This window comes from Ralstonia sp. 25C, from assembly GCF_051904805.1.
Taxonomy (GTDB): Bacteria; Pseudomonadota; Gammaproteobacteria; order Burkholderiales; family Burkholderiaceae; genus Ralstonia.
In genome coordinates this window covers 1,536,160-1,560,875 of record NZ_CP196737.1, presented here as the reverse complement: position 1 = coordinate 1,560,875, position 24,716 = coordinate 1,536,160, and the positions used below count along the sequence as shown (strand labels likewise).

The 24,716-nt window shown below is 64.8% G+C and carries 21 protein-coding genes, 1 tRNA gene and 1 pseudogene; 17 read left to right on the top strand and 6 right to left on the bottom strand.

The window, feature by feature from the left end:
* Window positions 1-49: 49 nt before the first annotated feature.
* Complete coding sequence (locus ACS7SF_RS07215; protein ID WP_439892334.1) at window positions 50-1,594, bottom strand: sensor histidine kinase; 1,545 nt, start codon at window positions 1,592-1,594, stop codon at window positions 50-52.
* Window positions 1,591-2,304 carry a response regulator gene (locus ACS7SF_RS07210; RefSeq protein WP_366172740.1) on the bottom strand — a complete coding sequence of 238 codons (714 nt, stop codon included), beginning with the start codon at window positions 2,302-2,304 and terminating at the stop codon, window positions 1,591-1,593. Before ACS7SF_RS07210 ends, ACS7SF_RS07215 begins: the two co-directional genes overlap by 4 nt.
* Window positions 2,305-2,398: 94 nt before the next feature.
* Between ACS7SF_RS07210 and ACS7SF_RS07205 the strand changes: the two genes are divergently transcribed.
* Window positions 2,399-3,553, top strand: a complete 1,155-nt coding sequence (locus ACS7SF_RS07205) for an ABC transporter substrate-binding protein (protein WP_439892333.1) — start codon at window positions 2,399-2,401, stop codon at window positions 3,551-3,553.
* Window positions 3,554-3,885: 332 nt separating this feature from the next.
* Window positions 3,886-4,992, top strand: coding sequence for a porin (locus tag ACS7SF_RS07200; RefSeq protein ID WP_426395352.1), 1,107 nt, complete (start codon window positions 3,886-3,888; stop codon window positions 4,990-4,992).
* Between the two features lie 427 nt (window positions 4,993-5,419).
* Here ACS7SF_RS07200 and ACS7SF_RS07195 read toward each other — a convergent pair whose 3' ends face one another.
* The gene (locus ACS7SF_RS07195) at window positions 5,420-6,631 is read right to left on the bottom strand and encodes a Do family serine endopeptidase (protein ID WP_439892332.1); all 1,212 of its coding nucleotides are present in this window, start codon (window positions 6,629-6,631) and stop codon (window positions 5,420-5,422) included.
* Between the two features lie 19 nt (window positions 6,632-6,650).
* Between ACS7SF_RS07195 and ACS7SF_RS07190 the strand changes: the two genes are divergently transcribed.
* Window positions 6,651-7,397: a Nif3-like dinuclear metal center hexameric protein gene (locus ACS7SF_RS07190; protein WP_439892331.1), complete on the top strand. Its 747-nt coding sequence runs from the start codon at window positions 6,651-6,653 to the stop codon at window positions 7,395-7,397.
* 12 nt (window positions 7,398-7,409) lie between these two features.
* Here the strand turns inward: ACS7SF_RS07190 and mscL are convergent, their stop codons facing one another.
* On the bottom strand, window positions 7,410-7,841 hold the full coding sequence (gene mscL, locus ACS7SF_RS07185) for a large conductance mechanosensitive channel protein MscL (RefSeq protein ID WP_439892330.1): 432 nt from the start codon (window positions 7,839-7,841) through the stop codon (window positions 7,410-7,412).
* A 245-nt stretch (window positions 7,842-8,086) separates the two neighbouring features.
* Between mscL and petA the strand changes: the two genes are divergently transcribed.
* From petA to ACS7SF_RS07150, 7 genes and pseudogenes are all read left to right on the top strand, one after another.
* Window positions 8,087-8,695 (top strand): ubiquinol-cytochrome c reductase iron-sulfur subunit, encoded by a 609-nt coding sequence (gene petA / locus ACS7SF_RS07180; protein ID WP_439892329.1) that lies wholly within the window; start codon window positions 8,087-8,089, stop codon window positions 8,693-8,695.
* The gene (locus ACS7SF_RS07175) at window positions 8,695-10,098 is read left to right on the top strand and encodes a cytochrome b (protein ID WP_439892720.1); all 1,404 of its coding nucleotides are present in this window, start codon (window positions 8,695-8,697) and stop codon (window positions 10,096-10,098) included. The genes petA and ACS7SF_RS07175 overlap by 1 nt, the downstream gene beginning before the upstream one ends.
* 37 nt (window positions 10,099-10,135) lie before the next feature.
* Entirely contained in the window at window positions 10,136-10,888 is a 753-nt protein-coding gene (locus ACS7SF_RS07170) for a cytochrome c1 (protein WP_439892328.1), read from the top strand.
* Window positions 10,889-11,037: 149 nt separating this feature from the next.
* On the top strand, window positions 11,038-11,649 hold the full coding sequence (locus ACS7SF_RS07165) for a glutathione S-transferase N-terminal domain-containing protein (RefSeq protein WP_004634649.1): 612 nt from the start codon (window positions 11,038-11,040) through the stop codon (window positions 11,647-11,649).
* Between the two features lie 60 nt (window positions 11,650-11,709).
* A complete protein-coding gene (locus ACS7SF_RS07160; protein ID WP_426395343.1) occupies window positions 11,710-12,207 on the top strand; it encodes a ClpXP protease specificity-enhancing factor in 498 nt (165 codons plus the stop codon).
* Between the two features lie 29 nt (window positions 12,208-12,236).
* Window positions 12,237-12,312: transfer RNA gene (locus ACS7SF_RS07155), tRNA-Thr, on the top strand.
* Window positions 12,313-12,409: 97 nt separating this feature from the next.
* Window positions 12,410-12,676 (top strand): annotated as a pseudogene (locus ACS7SF_RS07150) (site-specific integrase); the annotation flags it as partial.
* A gap of 59 nt (window positions 12,677-12,735) precedes the next feature.
* Here ACS7SF_RS07150 and ACS7SF_RS07145 read toward each other — a convergent pair.
* Both ACS7SF_RS07145 and ACS7SF_RS07140 read right to left on the bottom strand, forming a co-directional pair.
* Window positions 12,736-13,734 carry a hypothetical protein gene (locus ACS7SF_RS07145; RefSeq protein WP_439892327.1) on the bottom strand — a complete coding sequence of 333 codons (999 nt, stop codon included), beginning with the start codon at window positions 13,732-13,734 and terminating at the stop codon, window positions 12,736-12,738.
* Between the two features lie 71 nt (window positions 13,735-13,805).
* Window positions 13,806-14,555, bottom strand: coding sequence for an alpha/beta fold hydrolase (locus ACS7SF_RS07140; RefSeq protein ID WP_439892326.1), 750 nt, complete (start codon window positions 14,553-14,555; stop codon window positions 13,806-13,808).
* Between the two features lie 247 nt (window positions 14,556-14,802).
* On the opposite strand from ACS7SF_RS07140, the gene ACS7SF_RS07135 reads away from it, so the two are divergent.
* Genes ACS7SF_RS07135 through ACS7SF_RS07105 form a run of 7 tightly spaced genes read left to right on the top strand, consistent with a single transcriptional unit; the run spans window position 14,803 to window position 24,710 of the window.
* Window positions 14,803-15,417: an acyl-homoserine-lactone synthase gene (locus ACS7SF_RS07135; protein ID WP_439892325.1), complete on the top strand. Its 615-nt coding sequence runs from the start codon at window positions 14,803-14,805 to the stop codon at window positions 15,415-15,417.
* 7 nt (window positions 15,418-15,424) lie between these two features.
* On the top strand, window positions 15,425-17,608 hold the full coding sequence (locus tag ACS7SF_RS07130) for an AMP-binding protein (RefSeq protein ID WP_439892324.1): 2,184 nt from the start codon (window positions 15,425-15,427) through the stop codon (window positions 17,606-17,608).
* Complete coding sequence (locus ACS7SF_RS07125; RefSeq protein WP_439892323.1) at window positions 17,595-17,873, top strand: acyl carrier protein; 279 nt, start codon at window positions 17,595-17,597, stop codon at window positions 17,871-17,873. Before ACS7SF_RS07130 ends, ACS7SF_RS07125 begins: the two co-directional genes overlap by 14 nt.
* Window positions 17,870-18,973 carry a Rieske 2Fe-2S domain-containing protein gene (locus ACS7SF_RS07120; RefSeq protein WP_439892322.1) on the top strand — a complete coding sequence of 368 codons (1,104 nt, stop codon included), beginning with the start codon at window positions 17,870-17,872 and terminating at the stop codon, window positions 18,971-18,973. The genes ACS7SF_RS07125 and ACS7SF_RS07120 overlap by 4 nt, the downstream gene beginning before the upstream one ends.
* Window positions 18,974-19,000: 27 nt before the next feature.
* On the top strand, window positions 19,001-20,596 hold the full coding sequence (locus ACS7SF_RS07115; protein WP_439892321.1) for an aminotransferase class I/II-fold pyridoxal phosphate-dependent enzyme: 1,596 nt from the start codon (window positions 19,001-19,003) through the stop codon (window positions 20,594-20,596).
* 8 nt (window positions 20,597-20,604) lie between these two features.
* On the top strand, window positions 20,605-22,254 hold the full coding sequence (locus ACS7SF_RS07110) for an amino acid adenylation domain-containing protein (RefSeq protein ID WP_439892320.1): 1,650 nt from the start codon (window positions 20,605-20,607) through the stop codon (window positions 22,252-22,254).
* Entirely contained in the window at window positions 22,251-24,710 is a 2,460-nt protein-coding gene (locus ACS7SF_RS07105; RefSeq protein WP_439892319.1) for a polyketide synthase, read from the top strand. Before ACS7SF_RS07110 ends, ACS7SF_RS07105 begins: the two co-directional genes overlap by 4 nt.
* The last annotated feature ends 6 nt before the right edge of the window (window positions 24,711-24,716 follow it).

Genomic DNA, 24,716 nt, shown 5'->3' with positions numbered 1-24,716 from the left:
GGGCCCCAGGTGCGGCGCAGTATAGAAGTCGCGCGCTTTCGTCACGCTTTCATTGTGGCTGCTGCGTTGCAGCATGCTGAGGGGCGGCAATTGAGGCCGTCAGCGGCACGCGAATGCGCGCTGACAGGCCCACGCCGCCGTGGTCATTGGGCTCGCCATCGGCCAGTTCGATCTGCCCCCCGCTGCGTGCGGCATACGCGCGCGCGATGGCTAGGCCGAGGCCCGAGCCCTCGGCGGCGTAACGGCCATCTTTGGGGCCATCCTTGGGCGCATTTTTCAACTTCGCCGGGCGATTTCCGCCCTCGTGCGCACGGCGAAAGCGCTGGAACGCATGGGTGCGTTCGTCGGCACTCATGCCTGGGCCGGTGTCGTCCACGCAGACGAGCGCGGCATCGCCATCGGCCGTTGCGCGCACGGTGATGCGCCCGCCGGCCGGCGTATAGCGGATCGCGTTATGCACGAGGTTGGAGAGCGCCTCGCGCAGGAAGGCCGGGTAGCCGGTCACGGTGAGGCGCGCTTCGTGGCTGCCATGGCCGCCGTCATCCCAGCCGAGGTCTTGCTGTTTCTCGCGCGCCAGGGGCAGCGCATCGAGCACTACGTCGCGCGCCAGTTCGCTCAGGTCGAAGGTTTCGGGCGGCGTGTCCTGCCCCGCGTGGCGCGCGCGGGCGAGCGCCAGCAATTGCGTGGTCAGCCGGTTGGTCGACTGCAGCCGCGCGATGATGGCGGACAGGCTTTCGCGCACGCGCATTGGATCGGTCTCGCGCAGGGCGTATTCCGCCTGGGTCAGCAACACGGCCAGCGGCGTGCGTAACTGGTGCGAGGCATCGGCAAGGAACTGGCTCTGCGCCTCGGCAAGCTCCTCATAGCGATGGATGTGATGGTTGATCGCTTCCACCAGCGGGCGAACCTCGGTGGGCACGTCGGTGGCGTCGAGCGGGCGGAGGTCATCCGAGGCGCGTACGCCAATGCTGCGCGCCAGGCGATTGAGCGGCCGCAGCGCGACCGTCACGCCCAGCCACAACAGCGCCGCACTCACGGCCACCAAAGCCGCATCGCGCAACAGCGTGCCGCGCCAGACCGCCTGCTGCAGCGCCCGCCGCGTTTCGATGGTCTCGGCCACCTGAATGACGATGCGTGCCGGTAGCCCCGGCTGGTACAGCGGCTTGGCCACGGCGGCGATGCGTACTGGCTCGCCGTGATACGTCGCGTCGTAGAAGAACTCGGTGTCGTTCTCCAGGCGTGTGGTGGGCAGCGGGAGGTCGTCATAGCCGGTGAGCGCGGCTTCTGTGGGTTTACCCGGCGCGGGTTCGAACGCAACGCGGTAGTAAACGCTGCTCTGCGCAGTCGATTCGAACATGGAAAGCGCCACGTACGGCACGTTGACCTGCACCTGTCCGCGCTCGATCGTCACGCCGTTCTCGATGGCACGTACCGAGCCGAGCAGGGCGCGGTCGTACGCGCGGTCAGTCGCACCGCGCAGCGCCTGGAATGCGGAAACGATATCGATGGCCAGCACGCCGACCAGCCCCGGTAACAGCAGCCACAGCAGTGTCAGTTTCAGGCTGCGCGGCAGCCGGGCGAAGCGTCGCATCATGCGGGGGTGCTGTCGGCGGTGGCGCCGGCATCGCCCGCATCACTGGCGCCGGCTTCGAGCATGTAGCCCAGGCCGCGCACGGTGATGATCTGCACACCGGTGCCCGCCAGCTTCTTGCGCAGCCGGTGCACGACCACCTCGACCGCGTCGGGGCTCGAATCGCTGTCGAGGTTGAAGACCTTGTCGAACAAGTGCACCTTGGCGATCGGCTGACCGGTCTTGTGCAGCAGCGCCGACAATGCAGCGTGTTCGCGCGGCGTGAGCGACAGCGGCTCGCCTGACAGCAGAAACGCCTTGCGCCCGGTGTCGAACTCCAGCGGCCCGCAACGCAAGCGCGGGAAGGCCCGGCCGCGGCTGCGGCGGATCAGTGCCATCAGCCGCGCCTCCAACTCGGACAGCGCGAACGGCTTGGTGAGGAAATCGTCCGCCCCCGCGTTCAAGCCGCGCACACGCTCATCCAGCGCGCCCTGCGCGGTGAGGATCAACACCGGCGTGCGATCGTCGCGCGCCCGCATGTCGGCCAATACCGCAAAGCCATCCTTGCGCGGCAGGCGCAGGTCCAGCACCACCGCATCAAATTCTCCGGAGCCGAGAAACGCCTCGGCCAACACGCCATCGGCGGCGCGCTCCACCACGAAACCGCTTTGCGCCAGCGCGCGCGCCAGCCACGCCGCCAATTCTTCCTCGTCCTCCACCAGCAAAATCCGCATCGGGTGTCTCTCAATATCGTTCGATCCGCTTTTTCATGATAATGCGTGGCGCCCGCATCCCGATCCCCTTCCTATTCGATGCGGCCTGAGCTCCATGTCGTCCATTTCGAATTCCCGTCGCCGCTGGCTTGGTCAGACTGCCGCGTTGCTGGCCGCAAGCGGCGCCATATCGTTTGGCGCGCGGCAGGCGAGCGCACAGTGGTTGGGCCGTCCGGCGCCCGAATTGCCTTCGTACTATCCACACGACTACGGCGCCATGGTCAACGCCGCGCGCAAGGAAGGCCGCGTCACGGTCTACTCGACGACGGACTTTTCTGCCGCGCACCCGCTCATCCGCGCATTTGAGACCCGCTACCCCGGCATCACCGTCGACTACCGCGAGCAGAACAGCGACGACATCTACCGCCGCTTCCTCGCCGAACTTGGCGCCAAGTCGCCGGGCGCCGATGTGGTCTGGAGCTCGGCGATGCCCGAGCAATTCAAGCTGGTGAACGACGGACACGCGCTGCCGTATGCCTCCCCGGAGCGCCCCTATCTGCCCTCATGGGCGATCTGGAAGAACGAAGCGTACGGCACAAGCTACGAGCCGATCGTCTTTGTGTACAACGCGCGCCAATTGCCAGCGGAGTTGATCCCGTCCACCCACGCCGACTTCGCCCGCATTCTCAACAGCCATCGCGACTTTCTGCGCGGCCGCGTGGCGTCGTACGACATCGAGCACTCCGGCTCCGCCTTCCTGTTCGCCGCCGAAGATGCGCGCACCACGCCCGTGTTCTGGGAGGTTGCCAAGGCACTGGGTGGCGTCAACGTCAACTTGTACATCACCACGGCCGCCATGCTCGAGCGCGTCGCCTCCGGCGAAAGCCTGCTCGCCTATGACGTGATCGGCTCCTATGCCGCCCGCTACGCCGATCGTAATCCGGCGCTCGCCGTCAAAATGCCGACCGACTACACCTTGGTCGCCACGCGTGTCGCCTTCATTGCCCGCAGGGCCGCCCGGCCAAACGCCGCACGCCTCTGGCTGGACTTCATGCTCTCCCGCGATGGCCAAAGCGTGATGGCGGACCGGGCATTTCTGTTCTCCCTGCGCCAAGACGTCGAAACCGGCCTGACCGCCAAGCGCCTGCTCGCCGAGCTCGGCAATACACACCGTCCGATTCCTGTCGGGCCGGGTTTACTTGCCCATCAAGATCAGCTTCGCCGTGCCGATTTCCTAAAACGATGGCACGCGTCGCTGGGTCGTCCATAAAGAGACTTATTAATCGCTTTTTAAACGGTGGCGTGGCCGGAAGGCGACAATTTGGGACTGTCACAAAGCGCCAAATTTGTTGCGCGGAAGCGCCTCGCAATCGCCCGCTAACCCCCGCGCCATCGCGCAAAAAGCTGGTCGAGACCCCCGCTTGAGGGGGCGTTTTGCCTGTTGCCCATGAGCAACAACTTGGCCGCAAATCGCGTCCCAGAGCCAAAAAGGGTTTCCGGAATCCGTCAACGCTGGCACATAATGCGGTCAGACGTGAGGTATCTGCGTCGTCCATAAGGACAGTCAAGATTTCCCAATCAGTTGACAAGGAAAGTGTCGATATGAAGATGAAACTGTTTGCAGCTGCTGTTGCAGCTCTGGCCGCCAGCGGCGCCTATGCACAATCCTCCGTGACCCTGTACGGCGTGGTCGACGCTGGTCTGACGTACGCAAACAAGGTGCCGAACACCACCGGTGGTGGCAGCTCGCGTTTCGGCCTGGATTCGGGCGGCCTGTCGGGCTCGCGTTGGGGCCTGCGTGGCGTTGAAGACCTGGGCGGTGGCCTGAAGGGTATCTTCAACCTGGAAAGCGGCTTCAACCTGGACACCGGCGCGTCGGGTCAAGGTGGTCGTCTGTTCGGCCGTAACGCTTACGTTGGTCTGCAAGGCCAGTGGGGTCAACTGACCCTGGGTCGTCAGCAAAACCTGCTGTACGACTTCTCGCTGATCTATGACCCGATGGCAATCGCCACGCGTTACTCGCTGGCTTCGCAAGACCAGTACTTCTCGGGTCGCGCTGACAATGCCGTTAAGTACGTTGGCACGTTCGGTGGCCTGGGCGTTTCGGCTCTGTACTCGTTCAACCGCGATGGCAACGAGCAAGCTGGCCTGAACAAGCTGGGTCGTGAGTGGAGCCTGGGCGCTAACTACGCTGGCGGCCCGTTCGGCGTGGGCGTTGTGTACGACCAGTCGAACAACACGACGGCTGCTCTGGTTGATAACAAGGAACAACGCGCCACGATCGCTGGCACGTACGCCTTCGGCCCGGCCAAGCTGTACGCTGGCTACCGTTGGTACAAGGCTAACTACGCACAAGCTGGTCAATCCGGCAACCTGCGTTCGAACCTGTACTGGGCAGGCGTTGGCTACCAAGCTACCCCGGCTCTGTCGCTCACCGGCACGGCTTACTACCAACAGTTCAAGAACAGCGCAACGGGCAACCCGTGGCTGTTCGTGGTCGGCACCGACTACGCTCTGTCGAAGCGCACCGACGCCTACTTCAACGTGGCCTATGCTAAGAACAGCGGCGGCTCGGGTCTGGGCGTGATGGGCCTGAACGACGCTAGCTACGCTGGCACGACGCTGACGAACGGCAACCAAGTGTTCTCGAACAGCGCCAACAGCAACAACCAGATCGGCGCTACCGTCGGTCTGCGTCACAAGTTCTAATTTGACGCGCTCGTAAGAGCGCATCGAATTAAACGGTTAAACGCCGATCCCGAAAGGGGTCGGCGTTTTTCTTTGTGCTGCATGTTATTCGAGATGTTTCCGCGGGGAGGGGAGCGATCTGTGCTGCTGCATCGTTGCTAAACGTCCAGTGATCGCATGGCCGCGGCGGCAATGTGGAGACGGGGGGGATGTAGCCTCGAGCGTTGCTTGCGGCTTCCGAAGCGCGCCGAGCGGAACTAGATGTGTTTGGCAGAGGACGGAGGTCGGCCTGCGCTCACAGGGCGCTGGGGCTGGCGTTCGTTTGGCTGCGTTCCATGGTGGCTTCGGCGATCGCATGGTCCCCGAAGGCGCCGACGTGGTCCCGTGTGCGCACCCAATAACAACGGCGGCTCATCTGGCCGCCGTTTGTGTGTTCCGAACCCTTCGCTTACTGTTCCTCTTCGTCCGGGGAAGGCATCGGTACGTTGCGTCGCGTCGGCGGTGGGCGCTTGCCGACAAGGATCGTCAGTTCGACAGCCTTGCCCTTGCGCGACACCGTGACCTTGGCTTCTGCACCCGGCTTGAGCTGCGCGATGCTATTGAGCAGCGCCGTCGTGTCGAGAATCGATTCGCCGTTGACGCTGGTCAGGATGTCGCCCGGGCGCAGGCCTGCGCGATCCGCTGGCCCGCCCTGGACCACTGCGGCAATCAGCGCGCCATCCTTGCGAGACAGGCCGAACGACTCCGCAATCTCTGGGGTTATGTCTTGCGGTTCAACGCCGATCCAGCCGCGCACCACGCTGCCGGTCGAGATGATCGACTCCATCACCTGCTTGGCCAGCGACACCGGAATCGCAAAGCCGATGCCAAGCGAGCCGCCCGAGCGTGAATAGATGGCCGTATTGATGCCCAGCAGGTTGCCGTCGGCGTCGACCAGTGCGCCGCCCGAATTGCCCGGGTTGATCGCGGCATCGGTCTGGATGAAGTTCTCGAAGGTGTTGATGCCCAGGTGGCTGCGGCCCAGCGCGGAGACGATACCCATCGTCACGGTTTGGCCCACGCCGAACGGGTTGCCGATGGCGAGTACGACGTCACCGACGCGCACATTCTCAAGCCGGCCCAGGGTGATGGCCGGCAGGTTCGGCAGGTTGATCTTGAGGACGGCCAGGTCGGTTTCTGGGTCGGAGCCGACCACCTTGGCGTTGGCCTTGCGGCCGTCGGTCAGGGCGACTTCGATTTCATCCGCACCGTCGACCACATGGTGGTTCGTTAGAATGTAGCCTTCCGAGCTGACGATCACACCGGAGCCCAGGCTGGCCGTGGGTTCTTGGCGCTGTTCAGGCGCGCGATCGCCAAAAAAGAAGCGGAACCACGGATCTGCGCTGGCTTGTGGGTTGCTGCCGCGTTTAGGCGCATTCTTGCTGCTGAAGATGTTGACCACCGCCGGCATCGCCACCTTGGCGGCTTCCGCGTAGGAGTTGCTGGAGGTGCCGCCATGGCCGATCGGCGCGACTTCCTTGAGCGCAACGATGGGCGAGCCGGACTGCACTGCCAGCTTGCCGCGCTGCAGCCACTCGGGCTTGAGCGTGGCGATCACAAACCAGACGGCCAGCACGACCGTGACGGCTTGCGCGAAAAACAGCCAAAAGCGGCGCAACATAGGGCGAAATTGAGTCGAAATGGATCGAAAAGAACTTGAATTGTACTTGAACGACCTGTTGCAGGCGGCCCGTTTTCGGGACTACTGCCCCAATGGTCTGCAGGTGCAGGGGCGCGAAACTGTCGCCCATATCGTGACCGGTGTCACCGCCAGTCTCGCGTTGATCGAGGCGGCCATTGACGTGCAGGCCGACGCCATCCTCGTGCATCACGGCTATTTCTGGAAGGGCGAGGACGGCCGCGTTGTGGGCCAGAAGCATGCGCGCCTGAAGCAGCTTCTCGTGCATGACCTGAACCTGTTCGCGTATCACTTACCGCTGGACGCCCATCCCGAGCTGGGCAACAACGCGCAGTTGGGCGCCTTGCTGGGCATCGAGCCGCAAGGCCGGTTTGGCGACGATGAACTGGGCTGGATTGGCGTACTGCCCGAGGCCACTACGTTGGGCGCTTTCGCAGAAACCGTGACGGCTCGGCTGGATCGGGTGCCGCTGGTGATTGGCGGGCTGGATCGCCCGGTGCGGACGGTGGGTTGGTGTACGGGCGGCGCGCAAGGCTGGTTTGACGCGGCGGTAGCCGCCGGCGTGGACGTCTACCTGAGTGGCGAGGCCTCCGAGCAGACCACGCATCTGGCGCGCGAATCGGGTGTTGTCTACATCGGGGCCGGTCACCATGCCACCGAGCGTGGCGGCGTCCGGGCGCTCGGCAACCACCTCGCCGAGCGCTTTGGGGTGCGTCACACCTTCATTGACATTCCGAATCCGGTGTGACACCGCTTCCGGTTACTGCTTGTTCTTCAGGCTGTCGCGAATCTCGCGCAGCAGCACAATGTCTTCTGGCGTTGCAGGGGCGGCTTCGGGTGCCTTGTTGGATTCGGTCACGCGCGTGATGGCGCGCACCATCAGAAACACGATAAACGCCAGGATCAGGAAATTGACCGCCACGGTAATGAAGTTGCCGTAGGCGAAGACTGGCACACCCGCCTTCTTCAGGTCTGCCAGCGTGTTCGGCACCCCCGGGGGCACGTCGGCTAGGGCGACGAACAGATTCGAGAAATCGAGCTTGCCGATCACGCGCCCGATCAGCGGCATGATCAAATCGTTGACCAGTGAATCGACGATTTTGCCGAATGCCGCGCCGATGATCACACCCACCGCCAGGTCGATCACGTTGCCGCGCATCGCAAACTTCTTGAAGTCTTCTATCAGTGCCATCGGTTTTCTCCGGATTGTTTGATTCGACACAAACGGTCAAGCTACTGATTGGTTGACCTGAATTGTAGAAAGCGCGTTTCTGGGAGACACTCCGAAGCCGCGCCGGCTAAGGGCTGGCGGGAGATCGGTGCGTCAACTATATCCGCAAGCAGTGTGCCCCGCGACCGGTATTGTTGGCCAGGTACGCTCGGGTATAATTTTTGGTTGACGCGAACCGATCTTGATTTCTCACGCTGGGGTCTTGAATGAGTGAGCAGCAAAACGTGGACAAGGGGCGCCGTAATCTGTTGATTGCGACGTCCGTGGCTGGTGGTGTGGGAGGGGTTGCAGTTGCGGCCCCTTTCGTTTGTACATTCGCACCCTCTGAGAAGGCCCGCGCAGCGGGCGCGCCCGTCGAGGCAGACGTGAGCGATTTGGCGCCTGGCCAGATGAAGGTGGTGGAATGGCGCGGCAAGCCGGTCTGGCTGCTCAAGCGCACGCCCGAGATGCTGGAATCGCTCAAGAAGACCGACCCCGAAGTCGCCGACCCGAAGTCCGACGTGCCCTTCACCATGAAGACGCCGGACTACTGCAAGAACGAAACCCGCTCCCGCACCGAACACAAAGACCTGCTGGTCGTGGTCGGCATCTGCTCTCACCTCGGTTGTTCTCCGTCTGGTCCGTTCCCGGCTGGTGCCAACGTGCAACTGGCTGGCGATCCGGGCTTCGTCTGCCCGTGCCATGGTTCTACGTTTGACCTGGCCGGTCGCGTGTTCAAGAACAAGCCCGCGCCGCAGAACCTGGACGTTCCGCCGTACATGTTCCTGTCGGACACGAAGCTGCTGATCGGTAAAGACGAGAAAGGAGAGGCTTGATCATGGCCGAGAAGAAGGTGGAGACAACCGGGCTGCTGGGCTGGATCGACGCACGCTTCCCGGCATCGGAGCTGTGGAAGGCGCATCTGTCGGAGTACTACGCGCCGAAGAATTTCAACTTCTGGTATTTCTTTGGTTCGCTGGCACTGCTGGTGCTGGTGATCCAGATCGTCACCGGCATCTTCCTGGTGATGAACTACAAGCCGGACGGCACGCTCAACGCCGCCGGCATCCCCGTCGCCTATGCGAGCGTGGAGTTCATCATGCGCGAAGTGCCGTGGGGCTGGCTGGTGCGCTACATGCACTCGACCGGCGCGTCGGCGTTCTTCATCGTCGTGTATCTGCACATGTTCCGCGGCATGCTGTACGGCTCGTACCGCAAGCCGCGCGAGCTGGTCTGGATCTTCGGCTGCCTGATCTTCCTGTGCCTGATGGCCGAAGCCTTCATGGGCTATCTGCTGCCGTGGGGCCAGATGTCGTACTGGGGCGCGCAGGTCATCGTGAACCTGTTCTCCGCCATCCCGCTGATCGGCCCGGACCTGTCGCTGTGGATTCGCGGTGACTACGTGGTATCCGACGCCACGCTGAACCGCTTCTTCTCGTTTCACGTGATTGCCGTGCCGCTGGTGCTGCTGGGCCTGGTGGTCGCGCACATCATCGCGCTGCACGAAGTGGGCTCGAACAACCCGGACGGCGTGGAGATCAAGGCCAAGAAGGACGCGCGCGGCATCCCGCTCGACGGCATTCCGTTCCACCCGTACTACTCGGTGCACGACATCGTGGGCGTGGCGGTGTTCCTGTTCATCTTCAGCGCGATCGTGTTCTTCGCGCCGGAAATGGGCGGCTACTTCCTGGAAGCCAACAACTTCATCCCAGCAGACTCGCTGAAGACGCCGCCGCACATCGCGCCGGTCTGGTACTTCACGCCGTTCTACTCGATGCTGCGCGCGACCACGTCGGACTTCCTGCCGTGGCTGTGGGGGTTCATCGCGATCATGCTGGGTCTGCTGTTTGCCCGCACGAAGAGCATGAACGTGAAGATCGTGGCCGTGGTTGTGGCCGTGATTCTGGCGCTGGGGTTCAAGTTCATCGACGCCAAGTTCTGGGGCGTGGTGGTGATGGGCGGCTCGGTGGTGATCTTCTTCTTCCTGCCGTGGCTGGACCAATCGCCGGTCAAGTCGATCCGCTATCGCCCGGGCTTCCACAAGACGCTGCTGATCCTCTTCGTGATCGCCTTTGCGGTGCTGGGCTACCTGGGCATCCAGCCGCCGAGCCCGATCGGTTCGATCATTTCGCAGATCGGCACCATTCTGTACTTCGCGTTCTTCCTCGCGATGCCGATCTGGAGCCAGATCGGGACGTTCAAGCCAGTGCCTGAGCGCGTCACGTTCACGCCGCACTGATTCGAGCCGAGCACAAGGACATAGGAAGGACACAAGAATGAAAAAGCTGCTTGCGATTTTCGCCTTGGCCGGTCTCGTGTTTGCCGCGCCCATTTCGCCGGTCATGGCCAATGAGGGCGGCGTGCCGCTCGATCCGGCGCCCAATCAATCCAGCGACACGTCCGCGTTGCAGCGCGGCGCCAAGCTGTTCGTCAACTACTGCTTGAACTGCCACGGCGCCAGCGCCATGCGCTACAACCGCCTGCGCGACATCGGCCTGACCGAAGACCAGATCAAGCAGAACCTGCTGTTCACGTCGGACAAGGTCGGCGACACGATGCACATCGCCATGGATCGCGAAGACGCCAAGAAGTGGTTTGGCGTCGTTCCACCGGACCTGTCGGTGATCGCCCGTGCGCGCGGCAGCGACTGGCTCTACACCTACCTGCGCACCTTCTACCGCGACGACACGCGTCCGACCGGCTGGAATAACCTGGTGTTCGACAAGGTGGGCATGCCGCACGTGCTGTGGGAACTACAGGGCGAGCGCGTGTTGAAGGCGGAGCCGGCCGCGAAGTCCGAACATGGCGAAGGCGAGCATAAGCCTGTGTTGGAGCAGGTCAAACCGGGCAAGCTGAGCAACGTCGAATACGACCAGGCAGTCGCCGATCTCGTCACGTATCTGGACTGGATGGCCGAGCCCGCCGGCAATCTGCGCAAGCGCCTCGGCGTGTGGGTGCTGTTGTTCATTGGCGTGTTCTTCGTGCTCGCCTGGCGCCTGAATGCGGCCTATTGGAAGGACATCAAGTAAAATCGCTGTTTTCCGGGCAAGGGCTAGGCCGGTGAAGAACTGGTCCTAGCCCTTTGCCTTTTCGCTTTTTTGCCGTGGCGGCGCCATTTGCTGCTGCGGTTGTACCGTCATCGGGCCGCCCCCGGCCCATGCGCCAAGGAACTACAACCATGATGGTCTTGTACTCGGGCACGACTTGCCCGTTCTCGCAGCGTTGCCGCCTCGTCCTGTTCGAAAAGGGCATGGATTTCGAGATCCGCGACGTCGATCTCTTCAACAAGCCGGAAGACATCGCGGTGATGAACCCGTACGGCCAGGTGCCCATTCTGGTTGAGCGCGATCTGATCCTGTATGAGTCGAACATCATCAACGAGTACATCGATGAGCGCTTCCCGCACCCGCAGCTGATGCCGGCTGACCCGGTGCAGCGCGCCCGCGCTCGCCTGTTCCTGTTCAACTTCGAAAAGGAACTCTTCACGCACGTGTCCGTGCTGGAAAACGAGAAGGGCAAGGCCGCCGAGAAGAATCACGAGAAGGCACGCGCTGCCATTCGTGACCGCCTCACGCAACTGGCCCCGATCTTCCTGAAGAACAAGTACATGCTGGGCGAAGAGTTCTCGATGCTCGACGTGGCGATTGCGCCGCTGCTGTGGCGCCTGGACCACTACGGCATTGAGGTCTCGAAGAACGCTGCCCCGCTGATGAAATACGCCGAGCGTATCTTCAGCCGTCCGGCGTATATTGAAGCGCTGACGCCGTCGGAAAAGGTCATGCGCCGCTGATTGCCGCCGGGTTGTGGGCCATGCACCAGCATGGCCGCACCCGCGGTTACTGATTTCATCATGTCGGAAACCTCCACCAAGCCCTATCTGATCCGGGCCATTTACGAATGGTGCACGGACAACGGCTTCACGCCGTACATCGCTGTCTTCGTCGACAACAGCACCAACGTGCCGCGCGAATTCGTCAAGAACGACGAGATCGTGCTGAACGTGAGCTTTGACGCGACCAGCCAGCTCGACATGGGCAACGAGTGGATTTCGTTCCACGCGCGCTTCTCGGGCGTGTCGCGCAAGATCGAGGTGCCTGTGGAAAACGTGCTCGCGGTGTATGCGCGTGAGAACGGGCAGGGCATGGCGTTCCCGGTGGAGCGCAGCGTGCCGACCACGCAGGCCGCCACGGAGCGCGAGAACAACCCGCCGCCCAAGCTGGCGGCGGTGGATGCTGAATCGGCACCGACGCCCGTTGCCGCAGAAGCGGAAGGCGGCCCGGACGACGAGCCGACGCCGCCGAATGTGCCACGAATTGGTGGCAAGCCCGCTTTGAAGGTCGTCAAGTAACGCGTGTTAGGTTAGAATCGCGTTTCTTTGCCGGCTTAGCTCATCTGGTAGAGCAGTTGATTTGTAATCATCAGGTGGCGGGTTCGAGTCCTGCAGCCGGCACCAATAAAGACAAGGGGTCGCGTGAATTTCACGTGACCCCTTGTGCTTTCTGGGCGTTGAAAAGTACATCTTCGGTACAGTCGGCTCTCAGAACAGGTCCATGGCGACCGTCGTCAAGACGCCTTCCGGCACGTGGAAGGCCGTCATCCGCAAGATTGGCTGGTTGACCATAGCCAAGACTTTCCGCACGAAATGAGATGCCGAGGACTGGGCGCTCCGGACCGAAGACGAGATGGTCCGAGGTGTCTATCTTTCGCGTGCATCCTCAGAAAAGCTCACGGCTGCAGCCGCGTTGCAGCGCTACATGGAAGAGGTAACTGTTACCAAGAAGCCGACCACGCAGCGCAGTGAGCGCTTTACCTCGGAGCCCCCCCATCGTGGGTAACGTTGTAGGTGCGAAGGTAACGGCCGAGGCATTGACCGGCGCTATCGCCTCACGGCGTTCTTGAGTGCTTCCTCGCTGAATGGCCTGCAGCTATATAACTGCGGCAACTTCTGCTGGCTACCGAACAGCGAGAGATGGAATTCCGTCTCGCTATAGAGGCAGAGGACCGACGGAAGCTGATCGCGAGGAAGGAAGCGCTCGAATGTGAGGGTATCCATCTCGAACGGCGTCTTCGGCAAGATGATGTGGCCCAGCGTGATGCGCCGACGAGGCTCGCCTTTTATCGCACTCTCCGTGCTTACGACCCTACGTGCCGATCTGTAATCGGCCGCGTCTCTTGTTTTGACGTCGTCATAGAAAAGCATCATCGGCTGCTTCAACAGGTCGCTGGAAACATCACCGCTGAACCGAAACAGATCGGCGGGAACGTACAGGTCCGCCGTATCCTGCTTGCCGACTGCGCTGGCGAATATCCACATGCGCTCCGAATCGAACAGGATCAGCTTGATTTCCCCTACGTTTTCGTAGTCGAGGTAACGCAGCAGGTTGTGCCAGATATCGGTGCCGCGCACCCGGACAGGCGCGACACCTCGTTCGGCATCTCCGTATTTGTCAGTGGCCGCCTTGCTAATCACGTAGATACCGCTTTCCTTTGCCGGTTGTCCCGGCCGTGGAAGCACCATGCCCAAGAGGCGATCGTCAGTGTCGGTGTGCGCAGATAGCGGCCGCACCAAGCCGTTACGTACATCCCTAACGACGCCTCCTAGGTCGAACTGGTCCTTGCGGAGAACGCGCGGCCAGTCGGGCTGAACGCCTTGATCAAAAGCTGTCAGCGTCCATCCATCGCAAGGCTCCCTTCGCAGAACGTAGACGTAGCAATTGCGCCAGGCATAGAGATCGAGCCCATTGTCCAGACGCAGCCAGGGCCCTTCGTCGGTCGCTGGTAGAACAAAAGCCGTATCCCACGTTTCCGATTCGATATGCGGGAAAAAGAAGGGCGGCACGCAGCCACCAAGGAGCAGCGCGATTGCTCCCGCCACGCCCCATCTCAATACCCGCAATAACGTCCCACGCATATGAAATTTCCTATCTGAATGAACGCAAACTCGCCTTAGCCAGTGGCATCAACGCTCAACTGACTCAAGTCTGCAGCACTATTCCTTGAAGCAACAAACGCGGTGATGACGCGGGCAGCTTCCCGAGGGGCCGCTTGCAGAAGGCAATGCGGTCCATCGATCTCGACTACGCGCGTTCCTGGTCGAACTTGCTGAATAAGCGCGGTCACCGAACGGGGCACAACGTTGTCTGCCGTCGCCCGAAGATAGAGGGTTGGCAGTTCTACCGCAGCCAGTTTGTCAGTGACATCCACGTCAAGTACTGACCGAAGTCGCGCCCGAAAAACAGCCGGTGTCACCGTGCTTACGGCTTGATGGAACATGTCGCGCAAAGCCTTGGTCGAGAATCGACCCAACAACGCTCGGCTGCCAATGCTTGTGATGAGGGTGTTGAACGGCAGCATGTTGATCGCGGGCCCGAGCCACCGCAGCGCCGGATGCGGGTTGCATGCAAAAGTGCAGCAAAGTATCAGGCCCCTCAAGCCGTGCGGACGAGAGGCTGCAATTTCGATTGCCAGTGGCCCCGAGAATGATTCCCCAAGAATGACATACGGCCCATCTAGGGACCGTAGCGTCGACTGGATGATCGGGATCAGCGCTTGGTATCCAAGGGGCTCGGATTCCGGGTATGTGACCACCCGTGTGACGATGCGATTCCCGATTTCAGAAACGAGCGGCTGAAACAATCGTCCGGTCCCATCCATGCCGGGAAGGAGAACCAGCGTTACCGGCGTCTTCTGACTCATTTGACTCACAAACGGCGGATGGCTGCGGGGTCGTGAGCATGCCTCGGATTGCGGGCTCTAGCAATGTCCGCTGCGCGTTCTCTCGACTATCCGTGCGCGAATTGTCATGCGTACGGTGCCGTTGTCGAAAGTACAACCGTGGAAAATCGGGCCAGCCCCCCGGGCCCACAGATCCACCACTTCTGGTAGTTACCAGACCCACAGTGCCCATTGTTCAATCTAACCCTTTCATCGAGAGGGGAATGAGTTGGACATCGTTTCGGGAACCGCGCGGGAACTTGGGTCGGGGCTGATGCAGCGTATCGGCTGCTACCGGCACAAGGTCTTTATCGAGCAGCTTGGCTGGCGTCTGCCCGGCGGCACCGATGGCATGGAGCTCGATCAGTTCGACCTGCCCGATACCCTCTACGTGGTGGCACAGGTGCGCGGCGAGATGGCTGGCATTGCCCGCCTGTTGCCCACGACACGTCCCTACCTGCTCAGCGAAATCTTTCCGCAGTTGCTCGATGGCGAAGCGCCGCCGGCATCGGCGCACGTGTGGGAACTCTCACGCTTCGCGGCCACGCCGCCGGACGGCGCGCAGGCTGGCCATGCGTTCGGCCACCTTTCCTCTCCCCTGGCTGTGCGCCTGCTTGCCGAGTCGCTCGCCGCCGCAGCCGGGCGCGGCGCGGCGCACGTGATCACGGTCTCGCCGCTCGGCGTCGAACGCCTGCTGCGCAAAGCCGGCTTCAGCGCACGGCGCGTTGGCGTGCCAGTGGTCTCGGGCAGCGACCACCTGATCGCCTGCCAGATCGATGCCCACGCGCTGCCGCCCGCATGGACCGGGCACGAAGCGCTGACCGAGCACCTCGAACCGGCCTGACACCCGCTTGCACGGCACGCGCCGCAGCGATCCCTACGACCTCTTGCGCTTTCGCCTTCCGCCCATGGACCGCATACCGACCGAACTTCTGACCCCCGCCGCCGACGTCCGGTATCCGGAGCACTGGACCTTCGTCGATGCCATCCGGCGCAACGCCGACGAACAGCCGGACGCGCTGGCCTATCACTTCCTGCACGCCGACGACGGCGACGAGGAGCTTGTTACCCACGGCGAACTCGCACGCTGCGTGGCCCGCTACGCGCAGGCGTTCCGCGCACTGGCGCCGCACGCCAACGCGCAGCAGAAGATCGTGATCGCAGTGCCGCAGGGCAAGGCGTTCGCGGCTGCGTTCTACGGCTGTCTCGCGGCTGGCGCGATCGCGGTGCCGACCTTCCCGCCCGCCAACACGCTCCAGGCTGACCGCATCCGCCTCATCCTGCAGGACCTGCGCGATTGCACGGTGCTGGCCGACCGCGAGTGCCTCGACACCGCGCTCGCCCCGCTGCGGCAGGACAGCACGCTCGCGCACGTGCGCTGGTGCGCGCTCTCCGATCTCGACACGGCACCCGACGCGAGCCTCGATACGTGCACGCCCGATGCGTCCGATATTGCGATGCTGCAGTACACGTCCGGCTCCACCGGCCGGCCCAAGGGCGTGATGGTCAGCCACCGCAATCTCGTCGAGAACTCGACGCTGATCGCTGAGTGTTTCAACCACCGCCGTGGCGAGAGCCGCTCGGTGATCTGGCTGCCGCCCTATCACGACATGGGGCTCGTTGGCGGCGTGCTGCAGCCCACCCACGTCGGCTTTCCCGCGCTCCTGATGCCGACCAGCCTGCTCGTGCGCAATCCGTTCCGCTGGCTCGACGCCATCAGCCGCTTCCGCGGCACGAGCAGCGGGGGGCCGAACTTCGCGTTCCAGTTGTGCGTGAACTATGTGCGTGAGCGCGACCTAGCGAAGCTCGACCTGTCGAGCTGGAACATCGCGTTCTGCGGCGCGGAGCCGATCAGCCACCGCACGATGACCGAGTTCTCCACCCGCTTCGCGGCTGCGGGCTTCCGGCCTGAGGCGATCTATCCGTGCTACGGCATGGCAGAAACCACGCTGATGGTCTCGGGCAAGCCGCATGCCGAGGCGCCGCGCGCGATGCACGTCGATGCGCGCGCGCTGGCCCGCGGTCTCGTGCGCGAGCAGGATGCCGAGGCCAGCGGCACGCAATCGGTCGTCAGCTGCGGCCGGGTGCATCCGAGTCTCGACCTGCGCATCGTCGAACCCGAAGCGGGCCGCGAGCGCATGCCGCGCGAGATTGGCGAGATCTGGGTCAGCGGCCCGAGCGTCGCGCAGGGCTACCTCAACGACCCCGACAGCACGCAGCAGACGTTCCACCGGACGCTCGCCGGCAGCGACCGCCACTACCTGCGCACGGGTGACCTCGGCTTCGTCGATGGCGGCGAACTCTACGTGACCGGCCGCGCGAAGGAACTGCTGATCATCCGTGGCGCCAACTACTACCCGCAGGACATCGAGCAGACCGCAGCGCTCGCGGCGCCGGAACTCGTCAACTGCCGCTTCGCCGCGTTTCCGCTGACGGTGGACGGCGCCGAGGTGGCGGCCATCGCGGTCGAATGCCCACGCACGCTCGCCAACCACAACGACGTGGCGCGCCGCATCAACGCCAGCCTCATCGATCGTTTCGGCATCAAGGCCGAGGTCATCCTGTTCGTGCCGCGCAAGACGATCCGCGTCACGTCCTCGGGCAAGCTCCAGCGCATGGCGATTCGCCGCGACTTCCTGGCGGGCGACCTACTCGTCTGGCACCGCTGCGATGACCGGCGCGACCTGAACGCGGCGCCCGCGCCGGAACCCGCCGCCGCCGCGCTTGGAGCGGGCGCCTGGACCGTTGCCGATGTGTGCGCGTGGCTCGTCTCCCAGATCGGCCGCATCACGCGGGCTGACCCCGCGCAGATCCGGCCCGATGACAGCTTCGCGGCGCTGGCGCTCGATTCGGTCGCCTCGCTCGAGATCCTGTCCGAACTCGACCAGACGCACGGCATCGGCGTGGCTCCCGATTCGCTCTACCTCCACAACACGCCAGAGCTGCTCGCACGCGAGATTCACCGGCTCTGGCACCTGAAGCAAACCTCACAACACTCGCAAACCTCGCAGGGAGTCTGCCATGGCATCGCCTGACAACGTGTGCGCGGCGCTGATCGCGTTCATCAGCGACAGCTTTCTCGGCGACGGCACACGCATCGCTGCCGACACGCCGCTGCTGGAACTCAACATCCTGGACTCGGCCGCGCTGTTCGACGTGGTCAACTTCGTTCACCGCCAGTTCGATATCGCCATCCCGGTCACGGAGGTCCATCCGGACAACTTCGCGAACGTCTCGATGCTCGCGCGCCTGGTCGGGCGCCTGCAGGCCGGCCTTCAACCTGTCGAGGTCATGCAATGATCCCAAACCAGTGGTACGCCATCCTGCGCAGCGAGGACGTGCGCAAGAAGCCCGTCGGCATCACCCGCTTCTCGAAGCGCCTGGTGGTCTATCGCGACACCAGCGGCAAGGCGGTCTGCCTGGACGACCGCTGCCCGCACAAGGGCATTCCGCTCTCCCATGGCAAGCAGCACGGCGATCTCATTGCCTGCCCCTACCACGGCTTCCAGTTCAACCAGGAGGGTAAGTGCGTGCACATGCCGGTGCTGGGCCGCAACGGCACGGTGCCCAAGGCGATGTGCGTGCGCTCGTATACGCTGCGCGAGCAGCACGGGCTGATCTGGTTCTGGACGGGCACCGCCGAGGACCCGCAGGCCTTGCCCGAGGTGCCGATGTTCGAGAACTTCAGCCAGTACAAGGGTTTCACGTCCCGCTACGGCTGGGAGGCGCCCGTGCACTACACGCGCTACGTGGAGAGCGTGTGCGAGGTCTATCACGTGCCGTTCGTGCACAAGGGCTCGGCCCTCAACATCTGGGACCCGAAGGGCGGCCGCATCGACGACTTCCGCTGCGAGGTCAACGGCACGCTGATCAGCAGCAACTTCGTGCTGCGCGCGGACGACGAACGCACGGCGGAGGAGACGTTGCACGCGATGCTGCCGTGGAAGCGCGGCTGGCGCATCGGTGTGGACGTGCAGATGCCGAACATGGTGCAGATCCGCAACGACGTGTTCGACGTGTACCTGATCGCCACGCCCGTGGACGACGACAACTGCTGGGTCTGCGTCTGCTACCAGGAGCCCAAGCGCGACCTGCTGCTGCCGATGATCAAGCCGCTGCCGATTCCCGGGTGGCGCCGCGTGCGGCCCTGGCTCATGTGCCGCATGGAGCGGTACATCCAGCAGGCCAAGGACATGAAGGCGATCCGCGGCCAGGAACCCCGCATCTCGCACCTGCAGGCCAACAAGCTGATTCCGCTCGACAAGGTCAACGCCTACTACCTGAAGATGCGCGACAGCCTGACCCGCGATGCGATGCGCACGAATACCGGACACGCCGTCATCCGCCCCGTCGTCGAGACGGCCGTGCCGGACTCCGCGACTCCCGCCACCGTCAACTGACGTCACCACCGATCCGCGAAAGGCCCCATGAATAACGCCGAATTCCTTGATAGCGCCCGCAAAGCCGCCGTGGTGCGCGATGTGGTGCGCACGCACTCGCAGTATGCCGAGTCCGATCTCGATCCCGATGCGCTGCTGCAGGAGGAACTTGGCATCGACTCGATCATGCTGGCCGAGATCGTCGCCGACCTGAAGAAAGTGTTCCGCGGCGCTGGCCATGTCAGCGCGGACCAGTTCGACACGCTCGGTGCGCTGCTGAACGGGTTCGCCGCGTTCGAGCTCGACGCGGCGGTGCCTGCCCCGCGCGAACCCAACGGCGCGCACGCCGATGCCGTGCAGCCGCAGGCGTGCAACGGTCATGCACCGGAGGCGGCGAGCCTCACGATGCGCGACTTCATCGCCTCGGGCGAGTCCGACCTCTTTGCCAAGACACGGCGCTTCGGACGCTTCCTGCGCGAGCGCGAGACGGCCGGCGAGTTCTGGTACGGCATGGCGTCGAACGGCATCTGTACGAACCGCGCGCGCATCTTCGACCGCCTGATGGGCCGCGAGCGCGAGTTCCTGCTGTTCGCCTCGAACAATTACCTGGGTCTCGCCAACGATCCGCGCGTGCTGGACGCGATGGCGCAAGCGGTGCGCGAATACGGCGCCACCAACACCGGCAGCCGGTTGATCGGCGGCACCACAGACCTGCACCTGCAACTCGAGCGGCGCCTGGCGCGCTTCAAGGGCCGCGAGGACTGCATCGTGTTCCCGTCGGGCTACTCGGCCAACCTTGGCACGATCTCCGCGCTGCTCGGCGCCAACGATGTCGCGATCACCGACGCGTACAACCATATGAGCATCCAGGACGGCTGCAAGCTGTCCGGCGCTGCGCGCAAGATCTACGCGCACAACGACATGGAAGCGCTCGAGGCCGTGCTGCAGCGCTGCGACGACCGCCCGGGCGGCCGGCTCATCGTGGCCGACGGCGTGTTCAGCATGCATGGCGACGTGGTCGACCTGCCCGGCATCGCGGCGCTTGCGCGCAAGTACGGCGCCAGGCTGCTGATCGATGACGCGCACTCGACTGGCGTGCTCGGCGCCACAGGGTCGGGCACGGCTGAGCATTTCGGCATGAAGGGCGCCGTCGATCTCGAGGTTGGCACGATGAGCAAGGCGCTCGGGGGGCAGGGCGGCTTCGTTGTCGGCGACAAGGAGGTGATCGACTACCTGCGCTTCTACGCCAACGCCTACGTCTTTGCGGCGACGATTCCCGCAGCCATCGCCGCGGGCCTGATCGCCGCGCTGGATGTGCTCGAGGCCGAGCCGCAGCGGCTTACACGGCTGTGGGACAACGTCCGCTATCTCAAGGGGGCGCTGGACGCGCTCGGCTTCGATACCGAGCAGTCGGCGAGCGCGATCATACCGATCGTGATCGGCGACGAGCGCCGCGCGATGGCGATGGGCCGCTCCGTGCGCCGGCGTGGCATGTTCTGCCAGACCGTCGTGTTCCCGGGTGTGGCGGTGGGCGACGCGCGCCTGCGCATCAGCGTGCTCGAATCGCACACGCGCGCGGACCTCGACGAGGCGATCGGGATCCTCACGGAATCCGCACACGAGAACGGCCTGCTCTCGCAATGACCGCCGCAATGACCGCACCACGCATCGCGACGGCCATGACCGCGCCCGATCCCGACCGCTTCGTGCATCACGCGCTGCTGCGCCACGCCGACGAGCGCCCCGACGCGCCGTTCCTGCTCGGCGGCGCGGGCGTGCGCTATGGCGAAGCCGCGCGCTGGGTAGCGCGGCTGGCTGCGAGCGGCCTGCTGCCGGCGCCAGGTGAGCCCGTGGCGATCTGGATGGACAAGGGCAACGGCTACGCGCTGGCGATCCTCGCAGCGCTCTTTGCCGGCAACCGCTACGTGCCGCTCGACGGCGCGCAGCCCGTGGAGCGCGCGGACACGATCGTCGGTGATGCGGGTGCCACGGTGCTCATCACCGACAGCGCGCACGCGGCGCGTTGGCTCTCACACGCCACGACGGCACCGCTCTCGCGCCTGCTCGTCGTCGACGATGCGCCGCTCGAGATTCCGCCGCAGGCCATGAGCGCCGCGCGCGGTCTCGTCCTGCAGTTCAGGGCCGACCTCGCGGACCTGGCGGACCTGCGCGGCGGGGCGGATGACCTCGCAGCCATCGCCGCCCCGAGCGAGGACGACGACGTGGCGGCCATGCTGTACACGTCCGGCTCCACGGGCCTGCCCAAGGGCGTGCAACTCAGTCACCGCAACCTCGCGAACTTCGTTGGCTGGAGCGCGGACACGCTCGGTCTCACGGCGGCCGACCGCCTGCTGAACTTCGCGAGCTTCAACTTCGACCTCAGCACGTTCGACCTCTTCGCGAGCCTGCGCGCGGGCGCGGCGCTCTACGTGACCAGCGAAGCGCAGACGCGCCAGGTGGCGCAGGTGGCCGGGCTGATCGCGCAGCACGGCATCACCACGATGTACAGCGTGCCGTCGATGCTCGCGCTGCTCAACCGGGCGGACGCGTGGCGCGGCATCGCGCCGTGCGCGCTACGCAATGTCGTGTTCGCGGGCGAGGTTATGCCCAAGCCGCAGCTGCGCGCGATGGCGGCGCAGTTGCCGGCCGACTGCGCGTTTTACAACTTCTACGGACCGACCGAGACGAACGTCTGCCTGTACCACCGCGTCACGGAGGCCGACCTCCACAACGACGCGCCGCTGCCGATCGGCATGCCGATTAGTGCGACGGAGGTCTGGCTGCGCGACGACAACGGGCAGCCGGTGACCACCCCCGGCGAGATCGGCGAGATCTGGGTGCGCGGTGCGTGCGTCACGCCCGGCTACTGGCGGCGCGACATCGATCCCAATACGGCCAATCACCGCGCGGGCATGCACGCGACCGGCGACCACGGCGAGATCGTCGATGGCGTGCTCGTCTACCGTGGCCGCAAGGACCGCATGCTCAAGCTCAACGGTTATCGCGTGGAGCTGGGCGAGATCGAAGCCGCGCTTGCGCGTCATCCGTCCGTGCATGAGGTGGCGGTGCTCGCCCATGCGGACGAGGCGGGCGCGGCCGCGCGCCTCTTCGCGTGGTATGTGCCGCGCGGCACGGGCGAGGCCGTCGCGCCGCTCGCGCTACGGCGCTTCTGCGCGGACCTGCTGCCGGCCTACATGATTCCGCACCACATCGCGCGACGCGACGCGCTGCCGCGCACGCCCAACGGCAAGATCGACTATCGCGCGCTGCAGGGGGAACTGTCGCAGCGAGGCGGGCAATGAACGCCGCCGCGCGCACGGGCACCGCACTGGCGATCACCGGCATGGCCTGCCGCTATCCGCACGCGGACGGCATCGAGGCGCTGTGGCGGTGCATGCAGGGGCCGCAGGCACCCATGGCCTCGCACCGGCTCGGGCCATCGTCGGCCGATCCGGGCGCCTTCGGCATTCCGCCGATCTACCGCCATTCCATCAACGACGTGCAGCTCGATCTGCTGGCGCTGTCGCGCGATGCGCTGGCGCAGGCCGGACTCGATGCCGATGCGATCGATCGCGAGCGCACCGACGTGATTTTCTGCCACGCACTCGGCATGAACCGGCAGTACGAGAACTACGCGCGCATTGCCGCAGTCGCGTGGGCGGAGCCGGTCTGGGCCAATGCGGGTGACGGTGCCAATGCCGAGCGGGCGCGTGCGGCGTGGAAGCGCAAGCTCGACGCGCTGTTCCGTGCCACCAGCCACGACAAGGTTGGCGAGATGGCGAGCACCATGCCGGCGCGCGTGGCGTCGCACTTTCGGCTGCGTGGCCGGGCGCTCGCGCTCGAAGCGCAAGAGCGCAGCGCCATCGAAGGACTGCTCGCCGCCTGGGATGCGATCGCCACCGGCCGCGCGCAGACGGTGCTGCTGCTCGGCGCCCAGAGTCTGGCGTCGCCGTCGCTCGAGGCATTGCTGCGCGAGCGCCTGCCTGCGCCGCTGGCGGACGCGTTGTGCGAAGGCGCCTGCGCGCTCGTGCTGCAGGATGCCGATCTGGCCGGCACGCGCGCCATCGCGTGCATCGATGCAATCGACGTCGATGACAACGTCGGTGGCGGGCCGCAAGCACCGGTACGGGTGCAGGTGCTCGACGGTGTGGACGCCGTTGCCGTTACCGGTGAAGCGGCGGCGGACGTGGTCGTGCAGGCGCATCAGGCGTGTGGCTACGGCTATGCGGTGCAGCCGCTGACGGCACTGCTGCAGGCCGCGCTGATCCAGCAACGCGGCGGGCCATCCTGCACGCCGCCGGTTGCGCCGGACGGACTGAGCGTGACGGTGCAGGGCGCTGCAACGGACGGCAACCCATACTGGATTGCCCTGCGCTCGGCACACGTGACGAACGTGGCGCACGAGACGAAGCGCCCGTACGACGACGCCATGCCGGCACCCGTTGCGGTCGTCGCGATGGGCGCGCGCTTTGGCGACGGCCAGGACATGGCGGACTACTTGGAGGCACTACGCTCTCCCACGCACCGCTTCCGTCCGCTACCGGCCACGCGCCCGGGCCATGCGGCCTACTACAGCGCCGATCCCCAGGCGCCGCTCAGTTACTACATCGATCAGGCGAGCTACTGCGAGCCTGCGGAACCATCGCGCGCGCAAGCGTTCGATCTCGCATGCGCGGCCGGCGGGGAGGCCATCGCCAGACTGCCGCAAGGGCTGGCTGGCGAGGCGGGCCCGGTGCTCGTCGTCACCGCCTCGAACCTCACGCCGGCGCCACTGCGCCACGTGGCGGTGCGCCATGAATTGCCGCGCATCGAGGCCGCGCTCGCGGCGCTGGCGCGCGAATTCGGCATGGACGAAGCCGCCGCGGTGGCAACACTGCGCGAGCAGGCGCACCGCGAGCAGTCCGCCACTGCCGCATGGGATGCCTTGAGCGCCAGCGGCATCAGCCGCGCGCTGGCCGGCATGCTGCAAGCGCCGGCGCGCTGCGTCGCCGTCGAGGCTGCGTGCGCGGGCTCGCTGGCAGCGCTGGACCTGGCCGTGAACAGCCTGCGCAGCGGACGCTGCCGGATCGCCGTGGTGGCAGGCGTGGAAACTCCAGTCAACACCGCCGACCTCGTGCTCTGCGCGTCGCAACGGATGCTGGCCACGGGCCTCATCGCGAGTTTCACCGAGGCTGCCACGGGCTTCACGCCCGGCGACGGCGCAGGCGTGCTCGTGCTGTGTGCCGACGAAGACGCCGCGCGTTGGGGGCTGCCTGCACTGGCGCTGATCCGTGCCTCGGCGTCGTGCACGCAGAGCAAGTCGATGGTGGCGCCCAACGCGGACGGGCAGGTCAAGTCGATGCGGCGTGCATTCGAGCAGGTCGAATTCGGCCCCGATGCCGTGGACTTCGTCGAGACCCATGGCACCGGCACGCTGATCGGCGACGAGGTCGAGATCAGCTCGCTCGCGCAGGTCTACGGCCCGCGCACGCGGCCGCTTCGCCTGGGGGCGCTGAAGTCGCGCTTCGGTCATTGCTTCGCGGCCGCGGGCATCGCAGGGGTCATCAAGACGGTGCTCGCACTGCGCGCCGAGTCGATGCCCGCCAACTATTTCGGCGCGCCGGTCAAGGCCGGCCTGCGGCTGGCCGAGCACGGCTTCGATCCGCTCGCACAGGCCGCGGACTGGCCAGCCGGCCCGGCGACCCGGCGCGCCGCCGTCAATGCATTCGGCACGGGCGGCGTCAATTACCACGTATTGCTCGAAGAGAGCAGGACCTGAACTGAA